The 14,707-nt window shown below is 70.8% G+C and carries 18 protein-coding genes; 4 read left to right on the top strand and 14 right to left on the bottom strand.

Annotated features, from left to right (window positions below; translation table 11 throughout):
* Position 1: 1 nt before the first annotated feature.
* Positions 2 to 361 carry a PLD nuclease N-terminal domain-containing protein gene (locus DEJ35_RS10810; protein WP_110861556.1) on the bottom strand — a complete coding sequence of 120 codons (360 nt, stop codon included), beginning with the start codon at positions 359 to 361 and terminating at the stop codon, positions 2 to 4.
* Between the two features lie 64 nt (positions 362 to 425).
* On the opposite strand from DEJ35_RS10810, the gene DEJ35_RS10805 reads away from it, so the two are divergent.
* On the top strand, positions 426 to 761 hold the full coding sequence (locus tag DEJ35_RS10805) for a DUF4229 domain-containing protein (RefSeq protein WP_111192716.1): 336 nt from the start codon (positions 426 to 428) through the stop codon (positions 759 to 761).
* A gap of 39 nt (positions 762 to 800) precedes the next feature.
* On the opposite strand, the gene DEJ35_RS10800 is transcribed toward DEJ35_RS10805, so the two are convergent.
* From DEJ35_RS10800 to DEJ35_RS17455, 4 genes are read right to left on the bottom strand one after another with little or no spacing between them, the layout of a single operon-like run.
* A complete protein-coding gene (locus DEJ35_RS10800) occupies positions 801 to 1,802 on the bottom strand; it encodes a 1,4-dihydroxy-2-naphthoate polyprenyltransferase (RefSeq protein ID WP_110861560.1) in 1,002 nt (333 codons plus the stop codon).
* 40 nt (positions 1,803 to 1,842) lie between these two features.
* On the bottom strand, positions 1,843 to 2,982 hold the full coding sequence (locus DEJ35_RS10795; RefSeq protein WP_111090307.1) for an AMP-binding protein: 1,140 nt from the start codon (positions 2,980 to 2,982) through the stop codon (positions 1,843 to 1,845).
* The gene (locus DEJ35_RS10790; RefSeq protein WP_071406303.1) at positions 2,982 to 3,911 is read right to left on the bottom strand and encodes a 1,4-dihydroxy-2-naphthoyl-CoA synthase; all 930 of its coding nucleotides are present in this window, start codon (positions 3,909 to 3,911) and stop codon (positions 2,982 to 2,984) included. Before DEJ35_RS10790 ends, DEJ35_RS10795 begins: the two co-directional genes overlap by 1 nt.
* A 31-nt stretch (positions 3,912 to 3,942) precedes the next feature.
* Positions 3,943 to 4,485 carry a hypothetical protein gene (locus DEJ35_RS17455; RefSeq protein ID WP_220036889.1) on the bottom strand — a complete coding sequence of 181 codons (543 nt, stop codon included), beginning with the start codon at positions 4,483 to 4,485 and terminating at the stop codon, positions 3,943 to 3,945.
* Between the two features lie 125 nt (positions 4,486 to 4,610).
* Here DEJ35_RS17455 and DEJ35_RS10780 point away from each other — a divergent pair, with 125 nt between their 5' ends.
* Entirely contained in the window at positions 4,611 to 5,603 is a 993-nt protein-coding gene (locus tag DEJ35_RS10780; protein WP_111123259.1) for an o-succinylbenzoate synthase, read from the top strand.
* Positions 5,604 to 5,875: 272 nt separating this feature from the next.
* Here the strand turns inward: DEJ35_RS10780 and ccsB are convergent, their stop codons facing one another.
* From ccsB to DEJ35_RS10750, 6 genes are all read right to left on the bottom strand, one after another.
* The gene (gene ccsB / locus DEJ35_RS10775; RefSeq protein ID WP_111192743.1) at positions 5,876 to 6,895 is read right to left on the bottom strand and encodes a c-type cytochrome biogenesis protein CcsB; all 1,020 of its coding nucleotides are present in this window, start codon (positions 6,893 to 6,895) and stop codon (positions 5,876 to 5,878) included.
* Positions 6,896 to 6,900: 5 nt separating this feature from the next.
* Positions 6,901 to 8,625, bottom strand: coding sequence for a cytochrome c biogenesis protein ResB (locus tag DEJ35_RS10770; RefSeq protein ID WP_258378467.1), 1,725 nt, complete (start codon positions 8,623 to 8,625; stop codon positions 6,901 to 6,903).
* Positions 8,609 to 9,307: a cytochrome c biogenesis CcdA family protein gene (locus DEJ35_RS10765; RefSeq protein WP_110861628.1), complete on the bottom strand. Its 699-nt coding sequence runs from the start codon at positions 9,305 to 9,307 to the stop codon at positions 8,609 to 8,611. Before DEJ35_RS10765 ends, DEJ35_RS10770 begins: the two co-directional genes overlap by 17 nt.
* A gap of 45 nt (positions 9,308 to 9,352) precedes the next feature.
* Positions 9,353 to 9,991, bottom strand: coding sequence for a TlpA disulfide reductase family protein (locus DEJ35_RS10760; protein WP_110861570.1), 639 nt, complete (start codon positions 9,989 to 9,991; stop codon positions 9,353 to 9,355).
* Entirely contained in the window at positions 9,988 to 10,644 is a 657-nt protein-coding gene (locus tag DEJ35_RS10755; RefSeq protein WP_111192714.1) for a histidine phosphatase family protein, read from the bottom strand. The genes DEJ35_RS10760 and DEJ35_RS10755 overlap by 4 nt, the downstream gene beginning before the upstream one ends.
* 68 nt (positions 10,645 to 10,712) lie before the next feature.
* Positions 10,713 to 12,206 (bottom strand): SulP family inorganic anion transporter, encoded by a 1,494-nt coding sequence (locus DEJ35_RS10750; protein WP_111192713.1) that lies wholly within the window; start codon positions 12,204 to 12,206, stop codon positions 10,713 to 10,715.
* Between the two features lie 42 nt (positions 12,207 to 12,248).
* Here DEJ35_RS10750 and DEJ35_RS10745 point away from each other — a divergent pair, with 42 nt between their 5' ends.
* On the top strand, positions 12,249 to 12,650 hold the full coding sequence (locus tag DEJ35_RS10745; protein ID WP_372440230.1) for a MerR family transcriptional regulator: 402 nt from the start codon (positions 12,249 to 12,251) through the stop codon (positions 12,648 to 12,650).
* Here the strand turns inward: DEJ35_RS10745 and DEJ35_RS10740 are convergent.
* The 3 genes from DEJ35_RS10740 to DEJ35_RS17585 are packed head-to-tail and all read right to left on the bottom strand — an operon-like array spanning position 12,627 to position 13,173.
* Entirely contained in the window at positions 12,627 to 12,851 is a 225-nt protein-coding gene (locus DEJ35_RS10740) for a hypothetical protein (protein WP_146238573.1), read from the bottom strand. The genes DEJ35_RS10745 and DEJ35_RS10740 overlap by 24 nt on opposite strands.
* Positions 12,820 to 13,020, bottom strand: coding sequence for a hypothetical protein (locus DEJ35_RS17295; RefSeq protein WP_181435567.1), 201 nt, complete (start codon positions 13,018 to 13,020; stop codon positions 12,820 to 12,822). Before DEJ35_RS17295 ends, DEJ35_RS10740 begins: the two co-directional genes overlap by 32 nt.
* A 27-nt stretch (positions 13,021 to 13,047) precedes the next feature.
* A complete protein-coding gene (locus DEJ35_RS17585; RefSeq protein ID WP_258378466.1) occupies positions 13,048 to 13,173 on the bottom strand; it encodes a hypothetical protein in 126 nt (41 codons plus the stop codon).
* Positions 13,174 to 13,344: 171 nt separating this feature from the next.
* On the opposite strand from DEJ35_RS17585, the gene aspS reads away from it, so the two are divergent.
* Positions 13,345 to 14,685, top strand: coding sequence for an aspartate--tRNA(Asn) ligase (gene aspS / locus DEJ35_RS10735; protein WP_111192711.1), 1,341 nt, complete (start codon positions 13,345 to 13,347; stop codon positions 14,683 to 14,685).
* Positions 14,686 to 14,707: the final 22 nt, after the last annotated feature.

The raw sequence follows: 14,707 nt of genomic DNA, 5'->3' as shown, positions 1-14,707 counted from the left end.
GTCAGCGATCGGTGCGGCCGTCGTCGTCGCGCTCGTGGAACTGGTCTTCGAGGTCTCGGAGGGTCGCGTCGTCCTGGTCCTTGTCCGTGAGGGTGGCGCCCGGCTCCGGCGTGGTGCCGAGGAAGTCCGGGTCGTCTTCGGGTCCACGGTACCGGGCCGAGGCACCGGGGTCGGCCGCCGGGGTGCGACCGAGCAGGAACCAGAGGACGCCGCCGACGACGGGCAGGATGATGACGAGCAGGAGCCACACGCCGCGACGCAGGGAACGGACGCGTTGACGGGGCATCGTGCCGCAGTCGATGGCCGCGTACACCGTGAAGGCGACGGCGGCCACGGCGACGATCAACCACAAGCGGACCATGCGGTGAAGTCTAGGTCGCGACCCTGTGATGCCCCTGCCGGTCGGCGCTCCGTAGACTCACCGTGTGAAAGCGTGGCTCCTGTACACCCTGGCTCGGCTCGGCATCTTCGTGGTGGCGCTCGTGCTCCTCCTGCTCCTGACGCCGATGCCGTGGTACTGGGCGACGATCGTGGCCGCCCTGGTGGGCCTGCTCATCTCGTACATCGCCCTGTCCGGACTGCGCACGCAGGTGGCCCTGAGCCTGGCGAACCGCCGCGGCACCCCGGAGCGCGACGCCGACTCGGACTTCGAGGACGACTTCGTCGACGCCGCCGACTCCGACGCCGCGGCCACCCCGACCGACCGACCGGTGTCTGACGCCGACCGGCACGGAGCGCGCCGGGACACCGACGCCGACTGACCCCGGACGCGGGGCCGTCCGGTCGAGCAGCAGGAACGGCTACGGCTGGACGGCCAGGGTGATCCCGAGCACCACGCCGAAGGCGAGCGAGGCGAACGACGACAGCTGCAGGGCCGTGATGAGCTCGCGGGGCTTCCGTGACGACACCCCGATCGCCAGTGCCGGCAGGGCCAGCAGCAGCGAGAAGTACGTGAAGCCCGTGCGGAAGTACAGCAGCACGAACCAGAGCAGCACGACGTACGGCAGCATCAGGAACAGGCCGTAGAGGACGCGGGCCACCGGACGACCGACGACCACGGCGAGCGTGCGCTTGCCCGCCAGCTGGTCCTCGTCGATGTCGCGGATGTTGTTGACCATCAGGACCGCGCAGGCGAAGAACCCGGCGGCCACCGCGGCTGCCCAGCCGCTGACCGTGACCTCGCGGATCTGCACGAACTGGGTGCCGAGCACGGCGACCAATCCGAAGAAGACGAAGACGAAGACCTCGCCGAGGGCGTTGTACCCGTACGGCTTCTTGCCGCCGGTGTAGAACCAGGCGGCGACGATGGCGGCAGCGCCCACGAGCAGCAGCCACCACAGCTGGGTGAGCAGCACGATGACCAGGCCGGCGACCGCGGCCAGGCCGAAGAACGTCAGGGCGACGGTGAGCACGGTCCGGGGCTTGGCCAGGCCGGCTCCGGTGAGTCGTGCCGGGCCGACGCGGTACTCGTCGGTGCCGCGGACGCCGTCGGAGTAGTCGTTGCTGTAGTTCACGCCGATCTGCAGGAACAGCGCCACGGCCAGGGCGAGCAGCGCGACCGCGAGGTGGCCGTCCTTCGCCAGGTAGTCGCCGAAGTCGCCGGACTCCCCGCTGTCGACGAACGCGACGGCGGTGCCGAGCACGACCGGGACGACACCGAGGGTCAGGGTGCGCAGGCGTGCGCCGCCGATCCAGTCGCGCGCGGTCGCCTTCCGCTTGGTGCGGGCGGGGGCAGCGGCCTTCGCCGGGTTGCCGGACCGGCCCTGCTTCTGCGTCGAGTTCTTCGTTCGTGCCACGAGCACCGATCTTATTGCCGATGCGAACGCCCGGCCGCTCGCGGTCCTACGAGCGGACCGGGTCGACGAGCGCCTGCACGGCCCGACGGTCGGGTTTGCCCGACGGCAGCATCGGGATCCGGTCCACCAGGACCACGTCGGCCGGGCGGGCGGCACGCCCCAGGGTGGCTCCGACGTGGGTACGCACGGTGTCGAGGTCGAGCGGCTGCTCGGTGACGACGACCGGGACCTCGCCCCACTCCCCCGCCGAGCGCCGCACGACGACGGCGCTCTCCTGCCCGGGGAGTCCGCGGACGAGCCGTTCGACCGCACCGAGTTGGACCTTCTCGCCGCCGGAGATCACCACGTCGTCGAGGCGTCCGAGCACGCGGACCACCCCGTCGGACAGGGTCGCGGTGTCCCCGGTCCGGTACCAGCGCAGCCCGTCCCGTTCGACGAAGGCCGACGCCGTGCGGGCGTCGTCGTCGAGGTACCCCTCGGCGAGCATCGGCCCGGCCAGGTGCAGCTCGCCGTCGACCAGCGCGGTGCGCACCGTGCCGAACGGGACGCCGTCGTACACGCATCCACCGCTCGTCTCGCTCGCACCGTACGTCGTCACGATCCGGACCCCGGCGTCGAGCGCCCGCTGCCGGAGCGGCGCCGGGGTGGCCTGCCCGCCGACCAGGACCGCGTCGAACCGGGCGAGCGCACGCGTGGCGTCCGGGTCGTCGAGGACACGGGCGAGCTGCACCGGCACCAGCGAGGTGTAGCGACGCGGCGCAGCCGGACCGGCTACGAGCCGTTCGGCCGCCTCGGAGAACGCGGCGGCCGCGAAGTGCCCGGGTGGCACGACGACGGGTTCGGTGCCCGCGGTGATCGAGCGGGTCAGGACGTTGATGCCGGCGATGTAGTGCGTCGGCAGTGCGAGCACCCAGCGCCCGGGCCCACCGAGTGCCGCGTCCGCCGCGGCGGCACCGGCGAGGAGCGCCTCGGACGAGAGCGCCACGCGCTTGCCGGTGCCGGTGGACCCGCTCGTCTCGACCACCAGGGCGACCGCCTGACGGACCTCCGCCGGCGGTGGCGTCGGCAGTGCCGGAGCCCCCTCGGCGACGGGGAGCAGTGCGGGGCCGCCGGCGAGTGCTGCCTCCAGAGCGCGCAGCACGGCCGTCGGGTCCGACGTGCCGGTCGCGACCAGCGGACGGGGCATCAGTAGTGCCAGGGGAACGCGGTCCACTCGGGAGCGCGCTTCTCGAGGAACGAGTCGCGACCCTCGACCGCCTCGTCGGTGCCGTAGGCCAGCCGCGTCGCCTCGCCCGCGAACACCTGCTGGCCGACCATGCCGTCGTCCACGGCGTTGAACGCGTACTTGAGCATCCGGATCGCCGTCGGGGACTTGCCGAGCACGATCTCGCCCCAGCGGATCGCCTCACGCTCCAGGTCGGCGTGCGGGACCACGGCGTTCACCGCACCCATCTCGTACGCGCGCTGGGCGGAGTACTCCTGGGCGAGGAAGAAGACCTCGCGGGCGAACTTCTGCCCGATCTGCTTGGCGTAGTAGGCGCTGCCGTAGCCGCCGTCGAACGAGCCGACGTCGGCATCGGTCTGCTTGAACTTCCCGTGCTCGGCGCTCGCGATGGTGAGGTCGCAGATCGCGTGGAGGGAGTGCCCACCGCCCGCAGCCCAGCCGGGGACGACCGCGATGACGACCTTGGGCATCATCCGGATCAGGCGCTGGACCTCGAGGATGTGCAGCCGCCCCATCGACGCCTGCGCGGCCGCGGGGTCGACGCCCTCCGGCGGTGCGCCCTCGTCGCCGACGTACTGGTAGCCGCTCCGCCCGCGGATGCGCTGGTCGCCGCCGGAGCAGAACGCCCACCCGCCGTCCTTCGGGCTCGGGCCGTTGCCGGTGAGCAGCACGACGCCGACACGGGGGTCCTGCCGGGCGTCGTCGAGAGCGCGGTAGAGCTCGTCGACCGTGCGCGGGCGGAAGGCGTTGCGGACCTCGGGACGGTCGAAGGCGACCCGGACGATGCCCTTGGAGACGTGCTTGTGGTACGTGATGTCGGTGAACTGCTCCGCGATCGGAGCGGTGGTCCAGACGTCGGGGTCGAACAGGTCGGAGACGGGAGCAGCCATGCTCCCAACGTACCGCCGGGCGTCTGGCGGGTCAGGCGCCCATGTCGGTCAGGATCTCCGGCGCGACGAACACCATGATCACGATGAGGATCACGGGGTTCGCGAAGAACGCCAGGACGACCCCGACGGCGCCGTACCAGCGTCCGAACGAGCCGACGGCGGCGACGAACCCGAGCACGGCGGCGATGAGCGTCAGGAACACGACGACGAAGCAGATCCCGAAGGCGAAGTTCGTGTCACCGCCCATGAAGACGGCGAAGGCACTGGCGTCGACCGCGGCGGAGACGACGGCGAGGCCGAGTGCGATCTTGCCGACGACGGGGTTGCGGCGCTTCGTGGCAGCCGTCTGCCGCACGTCGACGGTGTTGCGCTGCATGAGGCGGGCGAAGTCGTCGGGATCGCGCCCGGGGGCTGCCGCGGGTCGAGCGCCCGCTGCCGGACGGCCTGCGGTTGCCGCTGCCGGTCGGGCTCCGGCCGCCGGACGAGCTCCGGCCACCGGTCGGGCTGCGGCGCTCGACGGGTCGGACGGGCGCTGCGATGCGCGCTGCTGTGCTGCGCGCTGCCGCGGATCCACCGCCACCGAGCCTCCATCGTTCCGGGTCGTTCCCCTCGCCGACCGAGGCCGACCGATGCATGCTAGTGCCCCGCCCTGGCGGTCCCCTCCGAGGAACCGGCAGGCCCCCTGGGTGCGGTGGGAGGATGGCGGACGTGCTCCCCGACCTCGCCGAACTCCTCGCCGACGCCCACGTGGTGGCCCTGCCGATGCGGGTGCGGTTCCGCGGCATCACCACGCGCGAGGCGGTCGTGCTGCGCGGCCCCGCAGGCTGGACCGAGTTCTCGCCGTTCGTCGAGTACGACGACGCCGAGGCCGCCGCCTGGCTGCGGGCCACCGTCGACTTCGGGTGGACGGACCACGAACCGGCCGCCGACTCCGTGCCGGTCAACGCCACCGTCCCGGCGATCGCCGCCGACGACGTCGCCGACCTGCTCGCTCGGTACCCCGGCTGCACCACCGCCAAGGTCAAGGTCGCGGAGCCCGGCACGACCGTCGACGACGACGTCGCCCGTGTCGCCGCAGTCCGCCGGGTGATGGGGCCCGAGGCCGCGGTCCGGGTGGACGCGAACGGGCTGTGGAGCGTCGAGCAGGCCGCCGCGGCACTGGAGCGGCTCGCACCGTTCGACCTGCAGTACGCCGAGCAGCCCTGTGCGACGGTGCCCGAACTCGCCGAGCTCCGGTCGCGCGTCAGCGGCCTCGGGGTCCGGGTCGCCGCGGACGAGAGCGTCCGGAAGGCGAGCGACCCCCTCGCCGTCGCACGGGCCGGTGCCGCCGACGTCCTGGTCGTGAAGGCCCAGCCGCTCGGCGGGATCACCGCGGCCCGTGGCGTCATCGCCGACGCCGGGTTGCCGTGTGTCGTCTCCAGCGCGCTCGACACCTCGGTCGGGCTCGGGATGGGCGCGTTCCTGGCCGCCGCGGCGATGACCCCCGGGTACGCCGCAGGGCTCGGGACTGCTGCGATGTTCGCCGGGGACGTCACGGCCGCTCCGCTGCTGCCGGTCGGCGGTCGGGTGCCGGTGCGCCGGGTCGACGTCGCGCGGGAGCTGGTGGACCGGCACGCCGCGTCGCCGGAGCGCACGGCGTGGTGGCGTGAGCGGGTGGCGCGCGTGCACGCCCTGCTCGCCGCCGCCGGGTAGCGCAGGCGCCGCGTCCTCACGAGACGCCGTCGTCTCCGCAAGACGCCGTCGTCTCCGCAAGACGCCGGCGTCTCCGCAAGACGCCGCCGAGTCATCGAGACGCCGCCGAGATCAGCGGCGTGTCGTCGACAACGCGGCGTCCCACCAACACGACGGCGTCTTCCTGGCCTTGCACGCGGCCGCGCGACGGACGGGAGGCACGGTGCCAGCTGGCACCGTGCCTCCCGTCCGGTCGTGATCGCGACCAGGGCCGCGTCAGCGACCCGTGGTGCTCACAGACCCGAGTAGCTGTGCAGGCCCTTGAAGAAGACGTTCACGACCGAGAAGTTGAACATCACCGCGGCGAAGCCGATGAGGGCCAGCCAGGACGACCGCGCACCGCGCCATCCGCGGGTCGCACGGGCGTGGATGTAGCCCGCGTAGACGACCCAGATGATGAAGGTCCAGACCTCTTTCGTGTCCCAGCCCCAGTACCGACCCCAGGCGCGTTCGGCCCAGATCGCACCGGCGATGAGGGTGAAGGTCCAGAGGACGAAACCGACGAGCAGGACGCGGTAGGTCAGGACCTCGAGCCGGTCGGCGTCGGGCAGCGTCGCCATGAAGCGGAGCTTGCCGGAGGCCGTGCGGCCCTGGCGGTACGTCTGCACGAGCTGTGCCACCGCGAGCCCCGCGCCGAGCGCGAAGAACCCGGTGCCGGCGATCGCCACGAAGACGTGGATGACGAGCCAGTACGACTGCAGGGCCGGCTGCAGCGGGACGACGGGGACCCAGTAGTTCACCGTCGCGATGCCGAGCAGGATGATCGTCAGGCCGGTGATGAAGACACCGAGGAACTTCAGGTTCTGCCAGAACTGCACGAGCAGGAAGATCAGGGTGATCAGCGCCGTGCCGGTCAGCGAGAACTCGAACATGTTGCCCCACGGCACACGGTCGGCCGCGATGCCGCGCAGGACGACCGAGGCCACGTGCAGGACGAGCGCGAGGATCGTCATCGCCATGCCGACGCGCTCGAACTTCGTGCCGCGGCCGGCCGAGCCACCCGACGGCGGTGCGGCGACCCGCTCGAGCACGACGGTGCCGCCGCGGACGGTCGCGACCGTCTTCGCTCCGCGTGCCGACGCGGCGCTGGCCGCGTCGGCCGAGCTGTCGTCGGCGCCCGCGTCCTTCGCGGCGGCCGTGACCTCGCCGGAGCGTTTGGCCATGTCGAGGGCGAACGAGATGAACGCGACCACGTACACCGCCATCGCGGAGTACGTGAGCACGACCGAGTAGGTCGCGAGGTTCGTGGTCATGTCGTTCACTGGGGCATCCTAACTCCGAGGTCCGACGTGTGGCGCTGTGCGATGTCCGCGACGGCCCGTTCGAGGTTCGGGTCCTCGCCGCGCGCGAGTCCGGCGTACTCGAGGTCGTACTCGCCGTCCTGCGCGTCGCGACGCGGGACGACCTTCACCCAGACGCGGCGGCGCGGGACGAACAGCGAGGTGAGCAGACCGAGGGTGGAGAGCAGGGCGAACCCGCCCACCCAGAGCTGCGAGGGGTCGTGGTGGACGTCGAGGGAGACGTACCGCTTGACGCCGTCGAAGGTGATCGACCCGGCGCCCTCAGGCAGCTTCTTCGTCTGGCCGGGCTCGAGCGCGATGCTCGCGGTGTCCGACTGCCGTCCGGCGATCTGGTCGAGACCCTTGGTGCTGAGCGTGTACACGCTCTGCGGCACACCGCTGTCGAGCCCGAGGTCGCCCGTGTAGACCTGCAGCGTCAACAGCGGGTTCTGGGTGTCCGGGTAGGCACTCGAGTACGCGCCGCTCGCGAGCTTCGACGCGGTGGGGTAGAAGAACCCGACCATGCCGAGCTGGTCCGGCTTCGCGTCCGGCACCTTGATGACGCCGGTGGAGGTGTAGTTCGCGTCCTCCGGCAGGAACGGCACGACGTCCTTGAACGCCACGTCGCCGTCGCCGTCGCGCACCGTGACCTGCATCGCGTAGCCGTTGCCGAGCAGGTAGACGTTCGTACCCCCGACGTGCAGCGGTTCGTTCACACCGAGGCGGCTCGTCTTCGGCTCGCCGCCCTTCTCGGTGCTCGTGACGGTGGCCGAGTAGTCGAGCGCCTGGCCGAGGGCGTCGAGGTTGCGCTCCTCGTACTTCGTCACGAACTTGTCGAGCCGGAGGTTGTAGCCCTTCAGGTCGGTCTGCTGGAACCAGCGGCCGGGGTTGAACGAGTCGTACGAGCCGAGCACGTTCGAGAACGTCTGACCCTCGACCAGCAGGCGCTGTCCGGTGAAGCCGAAACCGCCGCCGACGCCGACCGCCAGGAGCACGCCGACGAGGGCGGCGTGGAACACCAGGTTGCCGGTCTCGCGCAGGTAGCCGCGCTCCGCGCTCACCGAGTCGCCGAACCGCTCGACGCGGTACCCGGACCGCTTCAGGATCGCCATCGCGCGCGTCACCGCGTGCTCGGCGGACGGGAGGCCCGTGGTCGCGTCGATCCCGGTCGTCCCGTCGATCATCGCGTCCGGCTGCACCGTCACGGTGCGGAAGCCCGCCAGTCGCGCCAGGCGCGCCGGGGTCCTCGGCGGACGTGTCCGCAGTGCCTGCCAGTGGTGCTTCGTGCGGGGCACGATGCAGCCGATGAGCGAGATGAAGAGCAGCAGGTAGATCGCGGAGAACCACACCGAGGTGTAGGTGTCGAAGACCTGGAGCTTGTCGAGGACCGGGTAGAGCTGCGGGTGGTCCGCCTTGTACTGCACGACGCCGTTCGGGTCGGCGGTGCGCTGCGGGACGAGCGAGCCCGGGATCGCCGCGAGGGCGAGCAGCATGAGCAGGAACAGCGCCGTGCGCATGCTCGTCAGCTGCCGCCAGAAGAACCGGAGGTACCCGACGAAACCCAGCCTCGGCTGGTTGACGCCGCCGTCGGTGGGGCCGGAGCCGTCGACGTGGTCGGACGGTCGCTGCGGGTCGGAGGCGCTGTCGGCCCCGTCGCCTGCGCCCGTCGGGATGTGCTCGTTGAGGTCAGACCGCGGGGACAAAGCTCTGGATCACCGCCCCGACGCTCGACATGACGGCCGACCAGATACCGGTGACCATGAGCAGACCGATGACGATCAGGATCGCTCCTCCGATGATGTTGACGGTGCGCATGTGACGCTTCACCGCCGCGATGGCCCCCGTGGCCCAGCCGGCGCCGAGGGCGACGAGGACGAACGGGATGCCGAGCCCGAGGCAGTACGCCACCCCGAGCCACATGCCCTGCCAGGCGCTGCCCGACTGGACACTGAGCAGGTTGATGGCCGCCAGGGTCGGGCCGAGGCACGGGGTCCAGCCGAGGCCGAACACGATGCCGAGCAGGGGGGCGCCGAGGAGCCCGGTGGCCGGGGTCCAACCGGGCTTGATGGTGCGCTGCAGGAACGTGAACCGACCGACGAACACCAGGCCCATCGCGATCACGACGACCCCGAGGACCTGCGTGATGAGGTCGCGCCAGCGGACGAGCCAGAAGCCGAGCGCCCCGAACACGGTGGTGTACGCCACGAACACCGCGGTGAACCCGGCGATGAACAGCAGCACGCCGAGCACCACACGGCCCCGACGCTGCCCGCCCTCGGCGACACCGCCGACGTACCCGAGGTACCCCGGAACGAGCGGCAGCACGCACGGGGACAGGAACGACACGAGCCCGGCGAGCGCCGCCACGGGCAGCGCCACGGCCATCTGGCCGCTCAGGATCGCGTCGGCGAAGGGGTTGGAGGTCACGGGTCAGGAGGCCTTGCCGGCGTCGAGCTCGTCGCTGACCAGGGTCTTCAGGATGCTCGTGCCGTCGATCGCGCCGAGGACCCGGGCAGCGACGCGCCCCTTGGTGTCGAGGACGATCGTGGCGGGCACCGCGTTCGGTGCGATCTGCCCGGACATCGCCAGCTGCATCGTGCCCGTGCGCTGGTCGAGGACGGTCGGGTACTGCACGTCGAAGGTGCGCTCGAAGGCGGCCGCGGTCGCTGCTTCGTCACGCACGTTGACACCGATGAAGGCGACGTCGTCGGCGTCGGCGTAGTCGTCGTGGACCTGGTTGAGGTACTTCGCCTCGGCACGGCACGGCGGGCAGCTGGCGTACCAGAAGTTCAGGACGACGACCTTGCCACGGAGGTCCTTCGACGAGACGGTGTCACCGTTCGAGTCCTCGGCCCGGAAGGTGACCGGGTCGGTGCGGTCCTTCGCGGAGACCTCGGTCACGGCGCCGTCACCGGAGATGTAGTTCTGGGTCGTGCCGTTGCCGTACTGCTTCGCGATGCCGCCGCTGTCCGACGAGCAGCCGGACAGGACGAGGACGGCGGCCACGGCCGTGGCTGCGAGGACCGCGAACCGCTTGCTGATGACGCGCGCACTGCTCGTGCTGTTCACACTGCTCCTTCGTCGACGGCGGTCGCGCGCAGTTCCTGCGCGGGGTCCGCGTACCCGACCTCGGTGAACCGACCGGTCGACGTGGCGGGCACACGTTCGACGGTGGTGATGCTCGACAGGTCGCAGCGGCGCTTGCGCGGGTCGTGCCACAGGGGCTCCCCCGCGAGCTTCCGGTGGACCATCCAGATCGGCAGCTGGTGGCTGACCAGGACGACGTCGCCCTCGTCCACGCTCTCCCACGCCGTGGCCATGGCCGCGAGCATGCGGTTGGCGATCGACTCGTACGCCTCGCCCCAGCTGGGACGCAGCGGGTTCGCGATCCACGGCCACTCCGCCGGGCGGCCGAGTGAGCGCTTCGTGAACCCGGGGGGCTGCCCCTCGTAGCGGTTCGTCGGTTCGATCAGGCGCTCGTCGAGCGTCACGTCGAGCCCGTAGGCGGCCGACCAGGGTGCGGCGGACTCCTGCGTGCGCTGCAGCGGGGACGCGACGATCCGACGCACGTCGACGCCGGCGTCCTTCCATGCCGTGGCGGAGGCCTGGGCCATCCGGGTGCCGAGTTCGCTCAGCCCGAAGCCCGGGAGCCGGCCGTAGAGGACGCGGCCCGGGTTGTGCACCTCTCCGTGCCGGACGAGGTGGAGACGGGTCGCGGGCATGGGTTCCAGTGTAGGTCGCCCCGTGGTTCCCACCGCCCCCTCAGGGGATTCACCGGATGCGGAAGCGCTCAGCCGCCGAGCTCGCCGGAGAGCCGTCCGTGCAGCGCGATCGACCCCGTGTCGAGGTTCACCACCTCGACGGTCGACCCGTGCTTCGCGAACCGTTGTTCGACCCCGTCGAGCGCTGCGACCGTGGACGCGTCGAACACGTGCGCGTCGGCCAGGTCGATGATCACGTGCTCGGGGTCCTCGGCGTAGGAGAACCGTGTGACGAGGTCGTTCGACGAGGCGAAGAACAGCGCCCCGCGGACCCGGTACCGCACGGTGCGGTCGTCGACCGGCTCGCGGACCACGGTCACCACGTGCGCCACCCGTCGGGCGAAGACCAGGGCCGCCACGACGACGCCGACGAGCACCCCGGTGGCGAGGTTCTCGGTCACGACGACCACGACGACGGTGACGAGCATGACCGCGGTCTCGCCGAGCGGCATGCGTCGGAGGGTGCGCGGTCGGATGCTGTGCCAGTCGAAGGTCGCGACGCAGACCATGAGCATGACCGCCGTCAGTGCCGCCATCGGGATCTGGGCCACGAGGTCGTGGAGCACGATCGTCAGGACCAGCGCCGAGACCCCGGCCGCGAAGGTCGAGACGCGGGTCCGGGCACCCGCGGTCTTCACGTTGATCACCGTCTGGCCGATCATCGCGCAGCCGCCGGTCCCACCGAAGAAGGCGGACGCGATGTTCGCGACGCCCTGACCCCACGACTCGCGCCACTTGCTCGAGCCCGTCTCCGTGATGGAGTCGACGAGCTGCGCGGTGAGCAAAGTCTCGATCAGGCCGACGATCGCGACGCCGAACGCGTACGGGGCGATGATCTGCAGCGTCTCGAAGGTGAACGGCGTCGTGATGCCGCCGAAGCCCGGGAGCGCCGTCGGCAGGGCGCCCTCGTCGCCGACCGTCGGCACGGCGATGCTGAACACCATCGTGAGGCCGGTGACGACGACGACCGCGATGAGCGGTGCGGGGATCGCCTTCGTCAGGAACGGGAAGCCGACGATGATCGCGATGCCGAGAACGGTCAGCGGCCAGACGACGAACGGGACGTCGTCGCCGAGCAGGTTCGGCAGCTGGGCGGTGAAGATGAGGATGGCCAGGGCGTTCACGAACGCGACGTTGACGCTGCGCGGGATGAAGCGCATCAGCCGTGCCACCCCGAGGAACCCGAGCACGAGCTGGAACACGCCACCCAGCACGATCGCGGGCACCAGGTACTCGATCCCGTGCTCCCGGACGAGCGGGGCGATGACGAGGGCCACCGAGCCGGCTGCGGCCGAGATCATCGCCGGGCGACCACCGACGATCGAGATCACGATCGCGATGACGACGCTCGAGAACAGACCGACCGCCGGATCGACGCCGGCGACGACGGAGAACGAGATCGCCTCGGGGATGAGGGCCAGCGCGGTGACGATGCCGGCCAGTACCTCTCGGGTGAGCATGCGGGGCGAGCGGAGGGCGGCGAGGACGCTCGGGGCCGTCGGCGCGTGTGTGATCACGGACATCGATCGGAACTCTACCCTCACGTGAGGGTAGAGTCGTACGCCGTGAACACCAGCGACGTCCCCGACACGATGCACATCGGCGAACTCGCCGACCGCGCCGGCATGTCCCTGCGCACCATCCGGCACTACGACGAGGTCGGGCTGCTCGTACCGAGCGGCCGCACCACCGGCGGGTTCCGGGTCTACACGGCGCAGGACCTCGAACGGTTGCTCGTGATCCGCCGGATGAAGCCGCTCGGGTTCACGCTCGACGAGATGGCCGAGCTGCTCCGCGTGGTCGACGCCCTCGCGACGAAGGACCCCGAGGACGAACCGGCGCTGGCGGCCCGCCTCGACGCGTACCTCGAGGACGCCCGAGCCCGTCACGCCAAGCTCGTCGAGCGGGCCGGCATGGCCGAGGAGTTCATCGGCACGCTCGGGTCACTCCGCGCTTCGCTCCCCTGAACGCTCGTACCGCGCAAGCCATCGCCGTTCGGCCTCGGCGGCTGCTTCCGGGGTGTACTCCAGACGGGCTTCCACCCGCTCGAACATGGCGATCATCTTCCGCGCCTTCCGTTTCGGGTACGCGTCGAGGATCACCTGGTTGAGCCGGGCCTGAGCACGTTGACGTTCTTCACCCGTCATGTGCATGAACATCCGTTGCATCGCGCTCCTCTTGTCCGAGTGTTCGTACCAGGACACTCACACCCGGATCATCGACCCGTCCATGAATCTGCATGTCGTACATCGCGCCGGCCACCATCCGACCGATCTCGGCCTTGCCGACGTCGTCAGACGAGACCATCTCGGCTGCCCAGACGACCTGTTGCCACACGTACGCTCGCTCGATCGCGCGCTGCTCTCACCGCCACCGCATGAACGACCAGATCGTCGCCGTCGTGGTGCCGCCGAGCGCCAACAACGACGCGACCACCGTCGCGACCGCCGCAGGCGGCCAGGTCGCGAGTTCCCCTGTCCCCGTCCCCACCCGGTCCCCCTCTCGTCCCGCGACCCGGCCACGTCGGGAACGCTACGGAGTCCACGCGCGCCGCCACGGGCCTCCCGGCATTCGGTGGAGAACACCGGACGCAGGCGGCCCTGTGGAGGGAGGAACCCTGCCGCCCACGCCCCCGGACGCAGGCGGTTAGACTCGACCACCGTGATCGAACGCACCCGCATCGCCGACCTGGCAGCCCTCCCCGACGGTCCCGTCTCCGTGGCCGGATGGGTCGAGACCGTCCGAGACCAGAAGAAGGTGCAGTTCGTCGTGCTGCGCGACGAGACCGGCGCCGTCCAGCTCGTGAACCCGGCGACGCGCGAGGCCGAGGACGGCGACGACGCCGCACAGTCCGCCCTCGCGACCACCAACGAGATCTCCGGCCTGGCGCACGGCACCTTCGTGCACGTCACCGGCACGCTGAAGCACGACGAGCGCGTGAAGCTCGGCGGGCTCGAGGTCAAGATCGGTGCGCTGCAGGTGGTGAGCGCCGCGATCCCGGAGACCCCGATCGCCGACGACTCGTCGCTCGACAAGCGTCTCGACTGGCGCTTCCTCGACCTGCGCAACCGCAAGCAGAACCTGATCTTCCGCATCCAGACGACCCTGGAGCACGCGTTCCGCACGTACTGGGTCGACCGCGACTACATCGAGATCCACACGCCGAAGCTGATGGCGTCGGCGTCCGAGTCGCGCGCCGAGCTGTTCCAGCTCGAGTACTTCGAGACGACCGCCTACCTGGCGCAGTCCCCGCAGAACTTCAAGCAGATGGCGCAGCCGGCCGGCTTCGGCGCCGTGTTCGAGATCGCCGACGCCTTCCGCGCCGACCCCTCGTTCACGAGTCGCCACGCCACCGAGTTCACCAGCGTCGACGCCGAGTTCTCGTGGATCGAGTCCCACGAGGACGTCATGGCGATGCACGAAGAGGTCCTGGTCGCCGGCATCACCGCCGTCAAGGAGAAGTACGGCAAGGACATCGAAGAGGTCTTCGGCTTCGAGCTGCAGGTCCCCGCGACGCCGTTCCCCCGCGTGACCCTGGCCGAGGCGCGCAAGATCGTCGCCGACAGCGGCTACGACGTCGTCCGCGCCGACGGTGACCTGGACCCCGAGGGCGAGCGCCGCGTCGCCGCCTGGGCGAAGGAGCACCACGGCTCCGAGTTCGTGTTCGTCACCGAGTACGACGCCTCGATCCGGCCGTACTACCACATGCGCAAGCCCGGCGACCCGTCGGTCACGAACAGCTACGACCTCATCTTCAACGGTGCCGAGATCTCCACGGGCGCCCAGCGTGAGCACCGCGTCGAAGTGCTCGAGGCGCAGGCCGTCGAGAAGGGCCTCGACCCGGAGGAGCTCGGCTGGTACCTCGACTTCTTCCGCTACGGCGTCCCGCCGCACGGCGGCTTCGGCATGGGCCTCGCCCGCGTGCTGATGCTCATGCTCGGTGAGCCGTCGATCCGCGAGGTCACGTACCTGTTCCGTGGCCCGACGCGCCTGACCCCGTAGTCCCGGCGCGCGGCGACGCAGC

Source organism: Curtobacterium sp. MCPF17_051 (assembly GCF_003234595.1).
GTDB classification, from domain to species: domain Bacteria; phylum Actinomycetota; class Actinomycetes; order Actinomycetales; family Microbacteriaceae; genus Curtobacterium; species Curtobacterium flaccumfaciens.
This window is presented reverse-complemented; position numbering and strand designations above follow the sequence as displayed.